Origin of the sequence: Kitasatospora sp. NPDC091335 (assembly GCF_044757205.1) — a bacterium.
In the GTDB taxonomy this organism is placed as follows: domain Bacteria; phylum Actinomycetota; class Actinomycetes; order Streptomycetales; family Streptomycetaceae; genus Kitasatospora.
Window position 1 is genome coordinate 115,139 of sequence record NZ_JBIVUM010000017.1, and the last position, 15,753, is coordinate 130,891.

Genomic DNA, 15,753 nt, shown 5'->3' on the forward strand with positions numbered 1-15,753 from the left:
CGGCCGGGCGGTCGCCGGGGGAAAACAAGCAGGCGTGATTGCTTATTTCTGTCGCCGGTGCCACGCTGCTGCCCGGCGCAACCCGTCCGAGGGTACGCCCAACTCATCGGCAGGGGAGGCGCATTGGCGCGCGACGACGCGGTACTGCGGATCGGCAACGCCTCGGGGTTCTACGGGGACCGCTTCGCCGCGATGCGGGAGATGCTCACCGGCGGACCGCTGGACGTGCTCACCGGGGACTACCTCGCCGAGCTGACCATGCTGATCCTCGCCCGCGACCGCCTCAAGGACCCCTCGCTCGGCTACGCCAGGACCTTCCTGCGGCAGATGGAGGAGTGCCTCGGCCTGGCCCGCGAGCGCGACGTGAAGATCGTGGTCAACGCGGGCGGGCTCAACCCGGCCCGGCTCGCCGAGGAGCTGCGCGCCCTGGCCGGGCGGCTCGGCATCGAGGCGGCCGTCGCCCACGTGGAGGGCGACGACCTGCTCCCGCGGCGGGCCGAACTCGGCCTGCCGAAGGGCCTGCTGGCCGCCAACGCCTACCTCGGCGGGTTCGGCGTCGCGGCCTGCCTGGCGGGCGGCGCCGACGTGGTGGTGACCGGCCGGGTCACGGACGCGGCGCTGGTCGTCGGCCCCGGGATCGCCCGCTTCGGCTGGACCCCGGAGGACCTGGACGCGCTGGCCGGCGCCGTGGTGGCCGGGCACGTCCTGGAGTGCGGCGCCCAGGCGACCGGCGGCAACTACGCCTTCTTCCGCGAGCACGACGTCACCCGGCCGGGCTTCCCGCTCGCCGAACTGCACGCCGACGGCTCCAGCGTGATCACCAAGCACCCGGGCACCGGAGGCGCCGTCACCATCGGCACCGTCACCGCCCAACTCCTGTACGAGACCGGCGGATCGCACTACCTCGGCCCGGACGTCACGGCCCGGCTGGACACCGTGCGGCTCACCGGGGAGGGCCAGGACCGGGTCCGGATCGACGGCGTGCGCGGTGAGGCCCCGCCGCCCACCCTGAAGGCGGGCCTCAACCGGCTCGGCGGCCACCTCAACGAGGTGGTGTTCGTCCTCACCGGCCTGGACATCGAGGCCAAGGCCGCCCTGGTGCGGCGGCAGTTCGCCGACGCGCTGCCGCCCGGCTCCCGCCCCGCCGAACTGCGCTGGACGCTGGCCCGCACCGACCACCCGGACGCCCCGACCGAGGAGGCCGCCTCCGCCCTGCTCCGGCTGGCCGCCCGGGACCCGGACCCGGCCCGGGTCGGGCGCGAACTCGGCAAGGCGGCCGTGGAGTTGGGGCTGGCCGGATACCCGGGCTTCCATCTCACCGCCCCGCCGGGGCCGGGCGCGCCGTACGGGGTGTTCAGCACCGCGCACATCGACGCCAAGGTCGTCGAGCACACCGCCGTCCTGGCGGACGGCCGCCGGATCGTCGTACCGCCGCCGCCCGTCACCGCCCAGGCCCACCCGGTGGACGCCGAACTGCCCGAACCGCTGCCGGCCGGCCCCACCCGCCGGGCCCCGATCGGCCTGGTGGCCGGCGCCCGCAGCGGCGACAAGGGCGGCGACGCCAACCTCGGCCTCTGGGCCCGCTCCGAGGACGGCTGGCGCTGGCTGGCGCACGCCCTCACCGTCGAGACGCTGCGCGAACTGCTGCCCGAGGCGGCCGAGTTGCCCGTCACCCGGCACCTGCTGCCGAACCTGCGCGCGGTCAACTTCACCATCACCGGTCTGCTCGGCGAAGGCGTCGCCGCCCGGCACCGCTTCGACCCGCAGGCCAAGGCCCTCGGGGAGTGGCTGCGGGCCCGCCACCTCGACATCCCGGAGGTCCTGCTGTGACCGTCCTGACCAGCCGCGTCGACCCGGCCGGGCCCGAGCACGCCGAGTACCGGGCCGCGATGCTCGCCAAGCTCGCCGACCTCGGCACCGAGCACGCCAAGGCGCTGGCGGGCGGCGGCCCCACGTACCTGGAGCGCCACCGCGAGCGCGGCAAACTGCCGGCCCGCGAGCGGATCGAGCTGCTGGTCGACCAGGACTCCCCGTTCCTGGAGCTGTCCCCGCTGGCCGCCTGGGGGAGCGAGTACCCGGTCGGCGCGGCCCTGGTCACCGGCATCGGCACGGTCGAGGGCGTCGAGTGCGTGATCACCGCCAACGACCCGACGGTGCGCGGCGGCGCCAGCAACCCGTGGACCCTGCGAAAGGCGCTGCGGGCCAACGAGATCGCGCTGCGGAACCGCCTTCCGCTGGTCAGCCTGGTCGAGTCCGGCGGCGCCGACCTGCCCAGCCAGAAGGAGATCTTCATCCCCGGCGGCGCGCTGTTCCGCGACCTCACCCGGCTGTCCGCCGCCGGCATCCCCACCGTGGCCGTGGTGTTCGGCAACTCCACCGCGGGCGGCGCCTACGTGCCCGGCATGTCCGACCACACCGTGCTGGTCAAGGACCGCGCCAAGGTCTTCCTCGGCGGCCCGCCGCTGGTGAGGATGGCCACCGGCGAGGAGGCCGACGACGAGTCGCTCGGCGGCGCCGAGATGCACGCCCGCGTCTCCGGACTGGCCGACCACGTCGCGGCGGACGAGCCGGACGCGCTGCGGATCGCCCGCCGGATCGTCGCCCGGCTCGACCACCGCAGGCCCGGCCCCGGCCCTGACCCGCTGGCCCGGCCGCCGGAGTACGACGAGGAGGAGCTGCTGGGCATCGTCCCCGGCGACCTCAAGGTGCCCTTCGACCCGCGCGAGGTGATCGCCAGGATCGTCGACGGCTCCGACTTCGACGAGTTCAAGCCGCTCTACGGCACCAGCCTGGCCACCGGCTGGGCCCGCCTCCACGGCTACCCGGTCGGCATCCTGGCCAACGCCCAGGGCGTGCTGTTCAGCCAGGAGTCCCAGAAGGCCGCCCAGTTCATCCAGCTGGCCAACCAGCGGAACACCCCGCTGCTCTTCCTGCACAACACCACCGGCTACATGGTCGGCAAGGACTACGAGCAGGGCGGCATCATCAAGCACGGCGCGATGATGATCAACGCGGTCGCCAACTCCACCGTCCCGCACCTGTCCGTGCTGATGGGCGCCTCCTACGGCGCCGGGCACTACGGCATGTGCGGCCGGGCGTACGAACCGCGCTTCCTGTTCTCCTGGCCGAGCGCCAAGTCCGCGGTGATGGGCCCGCAGCAGCTCGCCGGGGTGCTGTCGATCGTCGCCCGGCAGTCCGCCGCGGCGAAGGGCCGGCCGTACGACGAGGACGCGGACGCGGCGGTCCGCGCGATGGTCGAGCAGCAGATCGAGGCCGAGTCGCTGCCGGTGTTCCTCTCCGGCCGGCTCTACGACGACGGCGTGATCGACCCGCGCGACACCCGTACGGTGCTCGGCCTCTGCCTGTCCGCGGTCCACAACGCGCCGGTCGAGGGCGCGCGCGGCTACGGCGTCTTCCGACTGTGAGGGAACCCCGACGATGACTTCCAAGGCCCCGATCACCAACCTGCTGGTCGCCAACCGGGGCGAGATCGCCCGCCGGGTCTTCCGCACCTGCCGGGAGCTCGGCATCGCGACCACCGCCGTCCACTCCGACCCGGACGCGGCCGCCCCGTACGTGCGCGAGGCCGACGCCGCCGTCCGGCTGCCCGGCGCCGCTCCCGCCGACACCTACCTGCGCGCCGACCTGATCGTCCGGGCCGCCCTCGCCGCCGGGGCCGACGCCGTCCACCCCGGCTACGGCTTCCTCTCCGAGGACGCCGGGTTCGCGCGGGCCGTCCTGGACGCGGGCCTGGTCTGGGTCGGCCCGCCACCCGCCGCGATCGCCGCGATGGGCTCCAAGACCGCCGCCAAGCGGCTGATGGCCGAGGCCGGGGTGCCGGTGCTGGGCGCCCTCACCGAGCCCACCGAGGCCGACCTGCCGCTGCTCGTCAAGGCCGCGGCGGGCGGCGGCGGCCGGGGCATGCGCGTCGTCCGGAGCCTGGCCGACCTGCCCGGCGCACTGGCGGCCGCCCGCGCCGAGGCGGCCAAGGCCTTCGGCTCGGACGAGGTGTTCTGCGAGCGCTACCTGCCCGCCGGGCGGCACGTCGAGGTCCAGCTGCTGGCCGACGCCCACGGCACCGTCTGGACGGTCGGCGACCGGGACTGCTCGCTGCAACGGCGGCACCAGAAGGTGATCGAGGAGGCCCCCGCGCCCGGCCTGCCGGCCCAGGTGCGCGCCGCGCTGCACGCCGCTGCCGGCCAGGCCGCCAAGGCGATCGGCTACGTCGGCGCGGGCACCGCCGAGTTCCTGCTCACCGGGGACGACCGGTTCGCCTTCCTGGAGATGAACACCCGACTCCAGGTCGAACACCCGGTCACCGAGGCGGTCACCGGACTGGACCTGGTGGCCCTGCAACTCGCCGTCGCCGAGGGGGAGCGGCTGCCGCCCGAGCCCCCGGCACCCCGTGGCCACGCGATCGAGGCCAGGCTCTACGCCGAGGACCCGGCCAAGGACTGGCAGCCCGCCACCGGCACCCTGCACCGCCTCGAACTCACCTCCCCGTACCAGGAGTTCACCGGCGCCGGGCTGCGGCTGGACTCCGGGGTGGCGGCCGGCGGCGAGATCACCCCGCACTACGACGCGATGCTCGCCAAGGTGATCGCCTGGGCGCCCACCCGCGCGGCCGCCGCCCGCCGGCTCGCCGACGCGCTCGCCCGCGCCCGCATCCACGGCCCGGCCACCAACCGGGACCTGCTGGTCCGCGCGCTGCGCCACCCGGCCTTCCTGGCCGCGGACCTGCACACCGGTTTTCTGGCCGAACACGCGGCCGGACTCACCGCCCCGGACACCGAGGGCGTCGGGCGCGCCGCGCTGGCCGCCGCCCTCGCCGACGCCGCCGCCCGCCGCGGCGCCTTCCCCTCCGGCTGGCGCAACCTGCCCTCCCAGCCGCAGCTCAGGCGCTACCGGGCCGCGGACGGCACCGAGACGGCCGTCCGCTACCGGCTCACCCGCACCGGCCTGGCGGCCGAGGACCACCCGGACACCGAACTCGTCGAGGCCGCGCCGGACCGGGTGGTGCTGTCCGAGGGCGGCCTGCGGCGCACCTACCGCGTCGCCCGGTACGGCGACCGGGTGCACGTCGACACCCCGGCCGGCGGCACCGCGCTCACCGCCCTGCCGCGCTTCCCCGACCCCGTCGTCCGCACCGACCCCGGCGCGCTGCTCGCCCCGATGCCCGGCACCGTCGTCCGGGTCACCGCCGCCGTCGGGGACGCCGTCACCGCCGGCCGGCCGCTGCTGGTCCTGGAGGCGATGAAGATGGAGCACCGCGTCGCCGCCCCCGCCGACGGCACCCTCGTCGAACTGCGCGTCACCCCCGGCCGGCAGGTCGAAACCGGCACCCTGCTGGCCGTCGTCCGGCCCACCGAAGCCTGAGGAAGGACCCGCCATGTCCACCATCGGCAGTCAGCTCCTGGAGACCCCCGAACGCCAGGCCCTGCGCCGGGCCGTCGGCGACCTCGGCCGCCGCTACGGCTCCGCCTACTACCTCGCCAAGGCCAGGGCCGGGGAGCCCGCCGACGAACTGTGGGCGGACGCCGGCAGGGCCGGCTACCTCGGCGTCAACCTGCCGGCCGAGTACGGCGGCGGGGGCGGCGGCATCACCGACCTCGCGATCGTCCTGGAGGAACTCGGCACCGCCGGCTGCCCGCTGCTGCTGCTCATCGTCTCCCCGGCGATCTGCGGCACCGTGATCGCCCGTTACGGCACCGAGGAGCAGAAGCGCCACTGGCTGCCCGGCCTGGCCGACGGCAGCCGCAGGATGGCCTTCGGCATCACCGAACCGGACGCCGGGTCCAACTCCCACCGGATATCCACCGTCGCCCGCAGGGACGGCGAGGACTGGCTGCTGACCGGCCGCAAGGTCTTCGTCTCCGGCATCGACCACTGCGACGCGGTGCTGTTCGTGGCCCGTACGGAGACTGCGGACACCGGTGGGGGCCGCACCGGCAAGCTGAAGCCCTGCCTGTTCGTCGTCCCGCGCGACACCCCCGGCTTCGAGTACCGGGCGATCCCGATGGAACTCGTCGCCCCCGAGAAGCAGTTCCAGGTGTTCCTGGACGACGTGCGGCTGCCCGCCGACGCCCTGGTCGGCGACGAGAACGCGGGCCTGCTCCAGCTGTTCGCCGGCCTCAACCCCGAGCGCGTCCTCACCGCCGCGTTCTCGCTCGGCCTCGCCCGCCAGGCCCTCGGCAAGGCCGTCGAGTACGCGAAGACCCGCACCGTCTGGTCCACCCCGATCGGCGCCCACCAGGGCCTGTCCCACCCGCTCGCCCAGTGCGCGGTGGAGATCGAGCTGGCCCGGCTGATGACCCAGAAGGCCGGACTGCTCTACGACGCGGGCGAGGACCTGGCCGCAGGGGAGGCCGCCAACATGGCCAAGTACGCCGCCGGGGAGGCCGCCGCCCGTACCGTCGACCAGGCGGTGCAGACCCTCGGCGGCAACGGCCTGACCCAGGAGTACGGGCTCGGCGCGCTGCTGGCCGCCACCCGGGTCGGGCGGGTCGCCCCGGTCAGCCGGGAGATGGTGCTCAACTACGTCGCCCAGCACACCCTCGGGCTGCCGAAGTCGTACTGAGCCGCCGGCCGGCGGACGGGTGAGCGAGCGGCACGGTGCCGCCCTTATGGCCGGTGCGGCGGCCGGAGCGCCGCCGGGGACCGGCGCGTCCGGGGAGTCCCGCTCCGGGAACACCCGGACGGAGTCCCCGGCGGCCCGTCGCACCGGCGCCGTGGTGGACCGGCGCCGTGGCGGACGGTGACCGAGCCAGCCGGTACCGGCGCGCCCGGGGACCGGGCCCGGGGCAGCGCCGGGGAAGAGGCGGGGGAAGCGGCGGAGGGAGAGGCCGTACGGTGGGGGTGCTCCAGGGGCGGGGCCGGTCCGGGGGGCGGGTGGCCGTGGTGCGCGCCCTCCGATCGGGCGCCCCCCGGGAGCAACCGCGCCACCCCGTGCCCCGCCCCCGGTTCCCCACAATGGCCGAGCCAGACCCCTGACTGTCCGTATGCTCCTGAACGCGCCCCGCACCGAAACGCGCACCGGTTTTGTTGCCACGTCAACTTCCTTACTGGAGGCTCACCTTGGTGTTCCGAAGCGAGTTCCCCGACGTCCCCGTGGTCGACCTGCCCATCCACGAGGCGGTGCTCGGCGCCGCATCCCGGTACGGAGACCGGCCGGCCCTGATCGACGGCGTCACCGGAGCGCAGGTCAGCCACGCCCAACTCGCCGCCGCCGTCGAGCGGGTGGCCGCCGGGCTGGCCGAGACAGGCGTGCGCCGCGGTGACGTCGTCGCCCTCTTCAGCCCCAACTCGACCGCCTATCCGATGGCCTACTACGGCGCGACCAGGGCCGGCGCCACCATCACCACCGTCTCCTCCTTCGCCACTCCCACCGACCTGGCCGGGCAACTGCGCGACAGCGGCGCCCGCTGGCTGGTCACCGTCGCCCGTTTCCTCTCGACCGCCCGTGCGGCCGCCGAACTGCTCGCCGAACAGGGCCGCCCGCTGGCCGAGATCATCCTTCTGGACGGCGCCGAGGGCCACCGCTCGCTCACCGACCTGCTCGCCGCCACCGGCCCCGCCCCCGAGGTTGCCATCGACCCGGCGCAGGACATCGCCGTGCTGCCGTACTCCAGCGGCACCACCGGCCTGCCCAAGGGCGTGATGCTCACCCACCGCTCGATCGCCACCAACCTCGCCCAGTGCGACGCCCTCTACCACCCCGCCGAGGGCGAACGGGTGCTCGCCGTCCTGCCGTTCTTCCACATCTACGGCCTGGCCGCGCTGCTCAACCAGCCGCTGCGCTGCGGCGCCACCGTGGTCGTGCTGCCCCGCTTCGACCTGGAGCAGTTCTGCCGCACGATCCAGGAACACCGGGTCCAGGCCCTGGTGGTGGCCCCGCCGATCGCCCTCGCGCTGGCCAGGCACCCGATCGTGGACGAGTACGACCTCTCCTCGGTCGAGTACCTGCTGTGCGCCGCCGCCCCGCTGGACCGAGAACTCGCCGACGCCTGCGCCCGGCGCCTCGGCCTCCCGCACCTGCTCCAGGGCTACGGCATGACCGAACTCTCCCCGGTCAGCCACATCGTCTCCCCGCAGGAGAGCGACCCGTCGCCCGGCTCGGTCGGCCGGATGGTCCCCTCCACCGAGCTGCGGGTCACCGCCCTGGACGGCACCGACGGCGACCTCGGGCCAGGCGAGCGCGGCGAGCTGCTGATCCGCGGCCCCCAGGTGATGAAGGGCTACTTCGGCCGCCCCTCCGAGACCGCCGCGGTGGTCGACGCCGAGGGCTGGCTGCACACCGGCGACGTCGGCTTCGTGGACGAGCGCGGCTACCTGCACATCGTCGACCGGGTCAAGGAGCTGATCAAGTACAAGGGCTACCAGGTCGCCCCCGCCGAACTGGAGGCCGTGCTGCTCGGCCACCCGCAGATCACCGACGCCGCCGTGATCGGCGTCCCGGACGCCGAGGGCACCGAGTGCCCCAAGGCCTTCGTGGTCCGCGCCCCGGGCAGCGCCCTGACCGAGGAGGAGGTCGCCGGGTACGTCGCCGGACAGGTCGCCCCGTACAAGAAGGTCCGCGCGGTGGAGTTCGTGGACGCCGTCCCCAAGTCCGCGGCCGGCAAGATCCTCCGCCGCGAACTGCGCGCCCGCGAGGCCGGGCGCGCCGCCGTCCGCTGACCGGCCGGGGCCGCCCCGGCGGTCGAAGACCGGCGCGCGTCTGTGAGGATCTTCCCGCCGCGGCGGATCCTCCCGCCGCGCGCCGACCGGAACCCGCCGCGCCCCGACCGGAACAGGAACCGCCCGCCGTCATGACCAGCCACCCCGCCAGTCGCACCCCCCAGCAGGACCGCAGCCGAGCGACCAGGGCCCGGCTGCTCGCGGCGGCCGTGGACTGCCTGGCCGAACTCGGCTGGCACGGCTCCACCGTCACCGTGGTCGCCGAGCGGGCCGGGGTCTCCCGGGGCGCGGCCCAGCACCACTTCCCGACCCGCGAGGGCCTCTTCACCGCGGCCGTCGAGCACGTCACCGCCGAGCGGCTGGCCGCCGTCCGCGCCCACGCGGACGCGCTGCCGGCCGCCGGGCCCGACCGCACCGGGGCCGTCGTCGACATGATCGTGCGCCTCTACACGGGCCCGCTGTTCCGGGCCGCCCTGCACCTGTGGACCGCCGCAGCCACCGAGGAGGCTCTGCGCGAGCGGATCGTCGCCCTGGAAGGACACGTCGGGAGGGAGGCCCACCGGGCCGCCGTGGAGTTCCTGGACGCCGACGAGAGCCGCCCCGGAGTGCGCGAATCGGTGCAGGCCACGCTGGACCTCGCCCGCGGTCTCGGCCTCGCCAACCTGCTCACCGACGACAGCCACCGACGTTCCGGGGTGATCCGGCAGTGGGCGGGCGTTCTGGAGAGTACGCTGCGGCCGGTACGCCCATGACGCCCGTACACCCGGAGCGGCCGGACGCCCCCTGACCAAGGGGTCGCCGGGCGGCCGATGTCCGTGCAGTCTGGAGAAGAACCCCGGCCGGCACCGACCGCGAGGCCCACCCGGCCGGGCACGAGCCGAACCGGGGTGCTGCCTGATCATGCACGGACACGAGTGGGACGCGACCGACGCCGCCGGCCCGGCACCGGGCGACGACCCCGCACGCCCCGGGGGCGAACGTCCCGAAGGCCACCGCCTCGTCCCGCTCGCGACGGCCCTGCTCCAGGACGACGGACTGATCCTGCACTGGAGCGAGGACGCCGAGGCCCTGCTCGGCTACCCCGCGGAGGAGGCCGTCGGCAGCCACGCCGCCCGGCTGCTCACCGACGAGTCCGACCGCACCGAGGTGCTCGGCCTGTTCCAGCGGATCATGGAAGGCCCCGGGTGGTCCGGCGTGTTCCCGGTGCGCCACCGCGACGGACACAAGGTCGACCTGGAGTTCCGCACCTACCCCATCGCCGGCCCGGCCGGCACCCTGCTGCTGCTCGCCACCGCCTCCGACACCCGCGCCCTGCACGCCGTGGAGGCCGACCTCGCGGTGCTGGACGGCGTCTTCGACCGCTCACCGATCGGCATGGCCGTCTACGACACCGGGCTGCGCTACGTCCGGATCAACGAGTCGCTGGCCCTGATGAACGGCGTGCCGGTGGCCGCCCACCTCGGCCGCCGGATATCGGCGGTGCTCCCCGGCATCAACAGCAGCGAGATCGAACAGATCATGCGCCAGGTGCTGAAGACCGGCAGACCCGTGGTGGACGCCCGCTCGCACGGCCGGGTCCCCGGCGACCCCACGCGGGACCGTGCCTGGTCCGCCTCCTACTTCCGGCTGGAGGACTCCACCGGCCGGATCTTCGGGGTCTGCTCCTCGATCATCGACGTCACCGAGCGCTTCCAGGCCGAGGCCCGCGCCGCCAAGGCCCAGGAGCGGCTCGCCACCATCGCCGAGGCGACCGCCAGGATCGGCACCACCCTCGACCTCCAGCGCACCGCCGAGGAACTGATCGAGGCCGTCGTCCCGAAGTTCGCCGACTTCGCCACCGTCGACCTGCTGGAACCGGTGCTGCGCGGCGCCGAGCCCACCGCGATCCCCTCCGACAAGACCATCACGCTGCGCGCCGTCGCCGTCGGGGAGTCCTACGAGACCGGCCTCGCGAGCGCCGTGGACATCGTCGGCGAAACCTCCGAGTACTCACCCGACCGCAGCTACGTCCAGTGCCTGCGCAGCGGGAAGCCGCTGCTGCGCGCCCACGTGGACGAGGAGGCGCTGCGCGGACTGGTGGCCAGCGAGGACCGGGTGGCGCCCGGGATGGCGGCGGGCATCCACTCGTACCTGATGGTGCCGATCACCGCCCGGGGCATGGTGCTCGGCGGCTCCGAGTTCATCCGGATGCGCAACCCCGAGCCGTTCACCGCCGCCGACGTCGCCCTCGCCGAGGAACTCGTCGCCCGCACCGCGCTGGCGCTCGACAACGCCCGGCTCTACCGGCGCGAGCGGGAGACCGCGCTCACCCTCCAGCGCAGCCTGCTGCCGCAGGAGGTGCACCGCACCCTCGGCCTGGAGATCGCCTACCGCTACCTGCCCAGCAGCGTGGTCAGCGAGGTCGGCGGCGACTGGTTCGACGTGGTGCCGCTGTCCTGCGGGCGGGTCGCCCTGGTGGTCGGCGACGTGATGGGCCACGGCATCAGGGCCGCCGCCACGATGGGCCAGCTGCGCACCGTCGCCAGGACCCTGGCCACCCTCGACATGCCGCCCGAGCAGGTCCTCACCCGGCTGGACGAGACCGCCTCGGGAATCGGCGAGGGCCAGTTCGCCACCTGTATCTGCGCGGTGTACGACCCGCTGGAGCACACCGTCCAGGTCGCCTCGGCCGGGCACCTGCCGCCGGTGCGGGTCGCCCCCGACGGCACCGCCGCCGTCGTGGACGTGCCGCCGGGGGTGCCGCTGGGCGTCGGCGGGGTGGCCTTCGAGTCGATCGAGTTCACCATCCCCGAGGGCGGCATGGTCGCGCTCTACACCGACGGCCTGGTCGAGCGGCGCGGCCAGGACCTGGACGCCGGGATCGACCGGCTCGCCCGCACCCTGTCCGGGCCGGGCCGGACCCTGGAGGAGAGCTGCGACGCCGTGCTCGGGGCGCTGGTCACCGACGGCACCGAGGACGACATCGCGATGATCATGGCCCGGGTGCTGCCGCTGCCCGCCGACCGGATCGCCACCCTGCCGCTCAGCGGCGGCGGCCGGCTGCCCGGCACGGCCCGCCGCTTCACCCGCGCCACCCTGGACGCCTGGGGCCTGGCCGCGCTCACCGACTACGCCGAACTGCTGGTCAGCGAACTGGTCACGAACGCCCTGTTGCACGCCGACGCCCCGCGCCGGCTGCGGCTGTTCCGCGACCGGGTACTCACCGTGGAGGTCGCCGACGCCGGCGGGCAGGCGCCGCAGCTGCGCCCCTTCGCCGAGCAGGACGAGGGCGGGCGCGGGATGTTCCTGGTCAGCGAGCTGGCCCAGCGCTGGGGCAGCCGGCTCACCCGGGACGGCAAGGTGGTCTGGGCCGAGCTGGAACTCCCCTTCGGGGCCTCGTAGAGAACGAACGCTCCGTGAACGAGAACGGCCGTTCCCTCCGGGGGAACGGCCGTTCTCAGGGTTTCCGGGTTTCCGGGCCTCCGGGTCTTCTCAAGTCCCGGCTACGCGTCGGCCTTCTCCGGTGCGGCGACCTCGACCTCGACCGGCTCCGCCGCCGTCGGCGCGGACAGGCCGCGCAGCAGGCGCCAGGCCAGGACGGCCGCGCCGACCAGCAGGGCCCCGGCGAGCAGCCCGGCGCTGTTCATGCCGTGCACGAAGACGTCCCTCGCGCTCGCCAGCAGCGGCTGCGCCAGGTCGGCCGGCAGCCCGTTCGCCGTCTCCACGGCGGCCCCGAGGGACTCGCCGGCCCGGGCCGCGGTCTCCGCCGAGGCCCCGGCCGGGACGACCAGCCCGCCGGCGTAGATCGTGCCGACCACCGAGCCGACCAGCGCGATGCCGAGCGCGGTGCCCAGCTCGTACGCGGTCTCGGAGACCGCCGAGGCGGCGCCGGCCTTGTCGGCGGGCGCGGTACCCAGCACCAGGTCGGCGCCGAGCGTGTAGACCACGCCCTCGGCCGTTCCGACCACCAGGAAGGACACGGCCAGCAGCAGGTAGGTGGTGTCCTGCTGGAGCCAGCCCAGCGCGCCGACGCCCAGGCCCATGGCGAGCAGACAGGCGGTCAGCGCCCTGCGGGCGCCGAAGCGCCGGGCGATCCGGGCGGTCAGCAGGCCACCGGCCACCGAGCCGGCGAAGGCCGGCAGCTCGGCCAGGCCCGCCTGGAGCGGCTGGTAGCCGCGGACCAGCTGGAGGTACTGGGAGACCACGAAGATCACGCCGGAGAGCCCGACCAGGGAGATCAGCGAGGCCGAGACGGCCGCGGTGAACCGCCGGTCGCGGAAGAGCCTGACGTCGAGCAGCGGGGTCTCCAGCCGCAGCTGGCGGCGGACGAAGACGAACAGCGCGGCGGCGCCCAGCACGAAGGTGACCGGTACGTCCCAGCGGTCCACGCCGTGCGCGGCGGCCTCCTTGATCGCGTAGACCACGCCGATCACACCGGCCAGCGACAGCAGCACGCTCAGCACGTCCCAGCGGCCGGGCTTCGGGTCCCTGGACTCCGGCAGCAGCCAGGCGCCGAACACCAGCAGCAGGATCAGCACCGGGATGTTCAGCAGGAACACCGAGCCCCACCAGAAGTGTTCCAGCAGCACCCCGCCGACCACGGGCCCGAGCGCGGCGCCGGCGGTGGCGGCCGCGCCCCAGATGCCGATCGCGGTGGCCCGCTCCCGGTCGTCGGGGAAGAGGCTGCGGATCAGCGAGAGCGTGGAGGGCATGATCGTCGCCCCGGCGACGCCGAGCAGCGCGCGGGCCAGGATCAGCCAGCCCGGGCTCGGCGCGTAGGCGGCCAGCAGCGAGGCGACGCCGAAGGCGGCGGACCCGGCCAGCAGCAGCTTCTTGCGGCCGATCCGGTCGCTCAGGGCGCCCATGCTGACCAGCAGTCCGGCCAGCACGAAGGAGTAGGAGTCGCCGATCCAGAGCAGCTGGGTGCCGCTGGGGCGCAGCGTCTCGCTGATCGACGGGATGGCGAGGGAGAGCACGGTCGCGTCCAGGGCGACCACGGTCACGGCCAGGACGAGGACGGCGAGGCCGGTCCAGCGCTGGCGGGCGGTCAGGGTGTTCATGGTTTATCGGTGTCCGGCCTGTGGTCGGCGGTGCTGTGGGTGGTGGGAACGGGGACGGATGGAACGGGGGTGGTGGTGCGGGCGTCCGGTCTGCGCAGCGCGCCGCCGAGGAACAGCTCGGCGAGCGAGAAGGCGGCGTCGCGCGGGGCGAGCCGGCCGTCCTGGATGGACCAGCCGACGCCGGCCACCAGGTCGAAGAAGGCCTCGCTCAGCCAGGCGGCGCTCAGCTCGATGCGGAACACGCCCTGCTGCTGACCGCGCAGGAAGAGCGCGTGCAGCCGGGCGATCTGGACCTCCCAGAGGTCGTTGATGTCGTCGTGCTCGTAGAGCTGGTTCTCGCCGGCCAGGAAGGCGCAGAGCATGGCGTCCGGGACGGCGGCGTCCACCAGGCGGCGCAGCGCCGCCTCGGCGTCGCCCTCCTCGACCTCGGCGGTGTCCAGGGCGGCGGCGAACCGGCGCAGCCCGAGCAGGCCGACCTCGCGGATCAGCGCGTCGCGACCGGGGAAGAGCCGGTGCAGCGTGGCGCGGCTGATGCCGGCGGCGCGCGCGATCTCGTCCAGGTGGGCGGTCGGGCGGCGGGAGAGCACACCGACGGCGGCTTCCAGGACGGTGTCGCGATCGGTGGCCATGCGCCGATTATAGTTCATGTGAGACATCCATGTCTCATTCATGCGCCTGGGATCTCAGGTGATGCGTGGGGTCGCGGCGGGAGGGCAGCAAAAAACCGGAGACGGTGGGTGTACCGTCCCCGGTTCCGGGGGTTGCCGCTGTCGGCCGCGGGGCGGCGGCTCAGCTCTGGTTGTAGAAGCCGGTGTCGTCCATCGGGCGGTCGATCACCATGACCTCGACGTCGGCAGGGGTGAGCAGGAAGACCCTCTTGGCGATCCGCTCGATGCCGCCCTGGGTGCCGAAGATCAGTCCGGAGGCGAAGTCGACCATGCGCTTGGCCTCGGCCTCCGCCATCTCGGTGAGGTCCATGACCACCGGGGTGCTCGCCCGGATGTGCTCACCGACCGTCCGGGCCGCCTCGAACCCCGTCGGCCGCAGGGAGACGATCTTCGTGGGCGCGGGGGCGGCCGGAACCGTCTCCTGGTCGACCCACTCGTCGTCGTACACCGCGGCCGGGTAGTGTCCCGAGGGCATCAGCCACCCGTTGTGGTGCTCGTCGCGAAGTGCTCCCATGCCGCGCCTCCCTGCCTCGTCCCGTCCTGGTCCCCCGGGGGTGGGTGCCGTTCTTGACACGTCATCCACTCGTCGGAACTGTCCGAGTATCGCACTGTTCACCGGTCCCGTGCCCGCTCGCGACCCCCGTACGAGTCGTGCCGCGCCGGAAACCCGGGCGAACCCGGGCACTCCTCACTGACGCGGTGCCGCACCGTACGGTTGCGCGCGTTGACCTTATCGGTCGCGGTCACCGGGTAATTGACCTTCTGTCAACAATGCGGAAACGATTTCACCCGTCGGTTCACTCGCCGGTCGAGCCGTCGACCAACTCGCGCAGAAGATCCGCGTGGCCGTTGTGTCGCGCGTACTCCTCGACCATGTGGGCGAGGATCCAGCGCAGCGTCACCGGCTGCCCGCGGCGAGGGTTCTTGCCGACGGTGTCCAGCGGAAGGCCGTCGACCGCGCGGCGGGCGGCCTCGATCTCGGCCTGCCAGACGGCGAAGTCGGCCGCGGCGTCGGCGGTGTCGACGTCGTCGAAGTCGCCGTCCTCGTTCTCCGGCTTCCAGTAGTGGTCGGTGATCTCCCGGCCGAGCAGGACGGACTGGAACCAGTACTGCTCCACCTCCGCCATGTGCCGGACCAGGCCCAGCAGCGAGAGGTCGGACGGCGGGACGGAGCGCAGTCGCAGCTGGTCGTCGGTCAGGCCCGCGCACTTGAGCGCGAGCGTGCCGCGGTGGTAGTCGAGGAAGGCGGTCAGGGTGGCGGCCTCGTCGGCCGTCATCGGCGGGTCCACCCGCGGGTCGAGTCCGGTCATGCGCGCCATCCTGGCCTCCCGTGACCGGGGGCGCGAACGATTTTGCGGCGCCGGGCCGGTGGG

The 15,753-nt window shown here is 74.2% G+C and carries 11 protein-coding genes; 7 read left to right on the plus strand and 4 right to left on the minus strand.

Annotation, left to right across the window (positions count from 1 at the left end; all coding sequences use genetic code 11):
• Positions 1-192 precede the first annotated feature (192 nt).
• The 7 genes from ACIQOW_RS30095 (at position 193) to ACIQOW_RS30125 (ending at position 12,054) form a co-directional block, all read left to right on the plus strand.
• The gene (locus tag ACIQOW_RS30095; protein ID WP_401090350.1) at positions 193-1,830 is read left to right on the plus strand and encodes an acyclic terpene utilization AtuA family protein; all 1,638 of its coding nucleotides are present in this window, start codon (positions 193-195) and stop codon (positions 1,828-1,830) included.
• A complete protein-coding gene (locus tag ACIQOW_RS30100; RefSeq protein ID WP_401090185.1) occupies positions 1,827-3,425 on the plus strand; it encodes an acyl-CoA carboxylase subunit beta in 1,599 nt (532 codons plus the stop codon). Before ACIQOW_RS30095 ends, ACIQOW_RS30100 begins: the two co-directional genes overlap by 4 nt.
• 13 nt (positions 3,426-3,438) lie before the next feature.
• Complete coding sequence (locus ACIQOW_RS30105) at positions 3,439-5,376, plus strand: acetyl/propionyl/methylcrotonyl-CoA carboxylase subunit alpha (RefSeq protein WP_401090187.1); 1,938 nt, start codon at positions 3,439-3,441, stop codon at positions 5,374-5,376.
• 13 nt (positions 5,377-5,389) lie between these two features.
• Positions 5,390-6,577 (plus strand): acyl-CoA dehydrogenase family protein, encoded by a 1,188-nt coding sequence (locus ACIQOW_RS30110; RefSeq protein WP_401090189.1) that lies wholly within the window; start codon positions 5,390-5,392, stop codon positions 6,575-6,577.
• Positions 6,578-7,074: 497 nt separating this feature from the next.
• Positions 7,075-8,673 (plus strand): 4-coumarate--CoA ligase family protein, encoded by a 1,599-nt coding sequence (locus ACIQOW_RS30115; protein WP_401090191.1) that lies wholly within the window; start codon positions 7,075-7,077, stop codon positions 8,671-8,673.
• A 131-nt stretch (positions 8,674-8,804) separates the two neighbouring features.
• Positions 8,805-9,425 (plus strand): TetR/AcrR family transcriptional regulator, encoded by a 621-nt coding sequence (locus ACIQOW_RS30120; RefSeq protein ID WP_401090193.1) that lies wholly within the window; start codon positions 8,805-8,807, stop codon positions 9,423-9,425.
• Between the two features lie 148 nt (positions 9,426-9,573).
• On the plus strand, positions 9,574-12,054 hold the full coding sequence (locus tag ACIQOW_RS30125; RefSeq protein ID WP_401090195.1) for a SpoIIE family protein phosphatase: 2,481 nt from the start codon (positions 9,574-9,576) through the stop codon (positions 12,052-12,054).
• A gap of 101 nt (positions 12,055-12,155) precedes the next feature.
• Here ACIQOW_RS30125 and ACIQOW_RS30130 read toward each other — a convergent pair whose 3' ends face one another.
• The 4 genes from ACIQOW_RS30130 to ACIQOW_RS30145 all read right to left on the minus strand — a co-directional run bounded on the left by ACIQOW_RS30130 (position 12,156) and on the right by ACIQOW_RS30145 (position 15,690).
• Complete coding sequence (locus ACIQOW_RS30130) at positions 12,156-13,712, minus strand: MFS transporter (RefSeq protein ID WP_401090197.1); 1,557 nt, start codon at positions 13,710-13,712, stop codon at positions 12,156-12,158.
• Positions 13,709-14,341, minus strand: a complete 633-nt coding sequence (locus ACIQOW_RS30135) for a TetR/AcrR family transcriptional regulator (RefSeq protein ID WP_401090199.1) — start codon at positions 14,339-14,341, stop codon at positions 13,709-13,711. Before ACIQOW_RS30135 ends, ACIQOW_RS30130 begins: the two co-directional genes overlap by 4 nt.
• 160 nt (positions 14,342-14,501) lie before the next feature.
• A complete protein-coding gene (locus ACIQOW_RS30140) occupies positions 14,502-14,894 on the minus strand; it encodes a cell division protein SepF (RefSeq protein ID WP_188299444.1) in 393 nt (130 codons plus the stop codon).
• A 283-nt stretch (positions 14,895-15,177) separates the two neighbouring features.
• The gene (locus tag ACIQOW_RS30145) at positions 15,178-15,690 is read right to left on the minus strand and encodes a DinB family protein (RefSeq protein ID WP_401090201.1); all 513 of its coding nucleotides are present in this window, start codon (positions 15,688-15,690) and stop codon (positions 15,178-15,180) included.
• Positions 15,691-15,753 lie beyond the last annotated feature (63 nt).

Coding starts and splice junctions, on each gene's coding strand:
- ACIQOW_RS30125 (WP_401090195.1), top strand. CDS start 9,574: ATGCACGGACACGAGTGGGACGCGACCGACGCCGCCGGCCCGGCACCG.
- ACIQOW_RS30130 (WP_401090197.1), bottom strand. CDS start 13,712: ATGAACACCCTGACCGCCCGCCAGCGCTGGACCGGCCTCGCCGTCCTC.
- ACIQOW_RS30105 (WP_401090187.1), top strand. CDS start 3,439: ATGACTTCCAAGGCCCCGATCACCAACCTGCTGGTCGCCAACCGGGGC.
- ACIQOW_RS30120 (WP_401090193.1), top strand. CDS start 8,805: ATGACCAGCCACCCCGCCAGTCGCACCCCCCAGCAGGACCGCAGCCGA.
- ACIQOW_RS30140 (WP_188299444.1), bottom strand. CDS start 14,894: ATGGGAGCACTTCGCGACGAGCACCACAACGGGTGGCTGATGCCCTCG.
- ACIQOW_RS30135 (WP_401090199.1), bottom strand. CDS start 14,341: ATGGCCACCGATCGCGACACCGTCCTGGAAGCCGCCGTCGGTGTGCTC.
- ACIQOW_RS30095 (WP_401090350.1), top strand. CDS start 193: ATGCGGGAGATGCTCACCGGCGGACCGCTGGACGTGCTCACCGGGGAC.
- ACIQOW_RS30145 (WP_401090201.1), bottom strand. CDS start 15,690: ATGACCGGACTCGACCCGCGGGTGGACCCGCCGATGACGGCCGACGAG.
- ACIQOW_RS30110 (WP_401090189.1), top strand. CDS start 5,390: ATGTCCACCATCGGCAGTCAGCTCCTGGAGACCCCCGAACGCCAGGCC.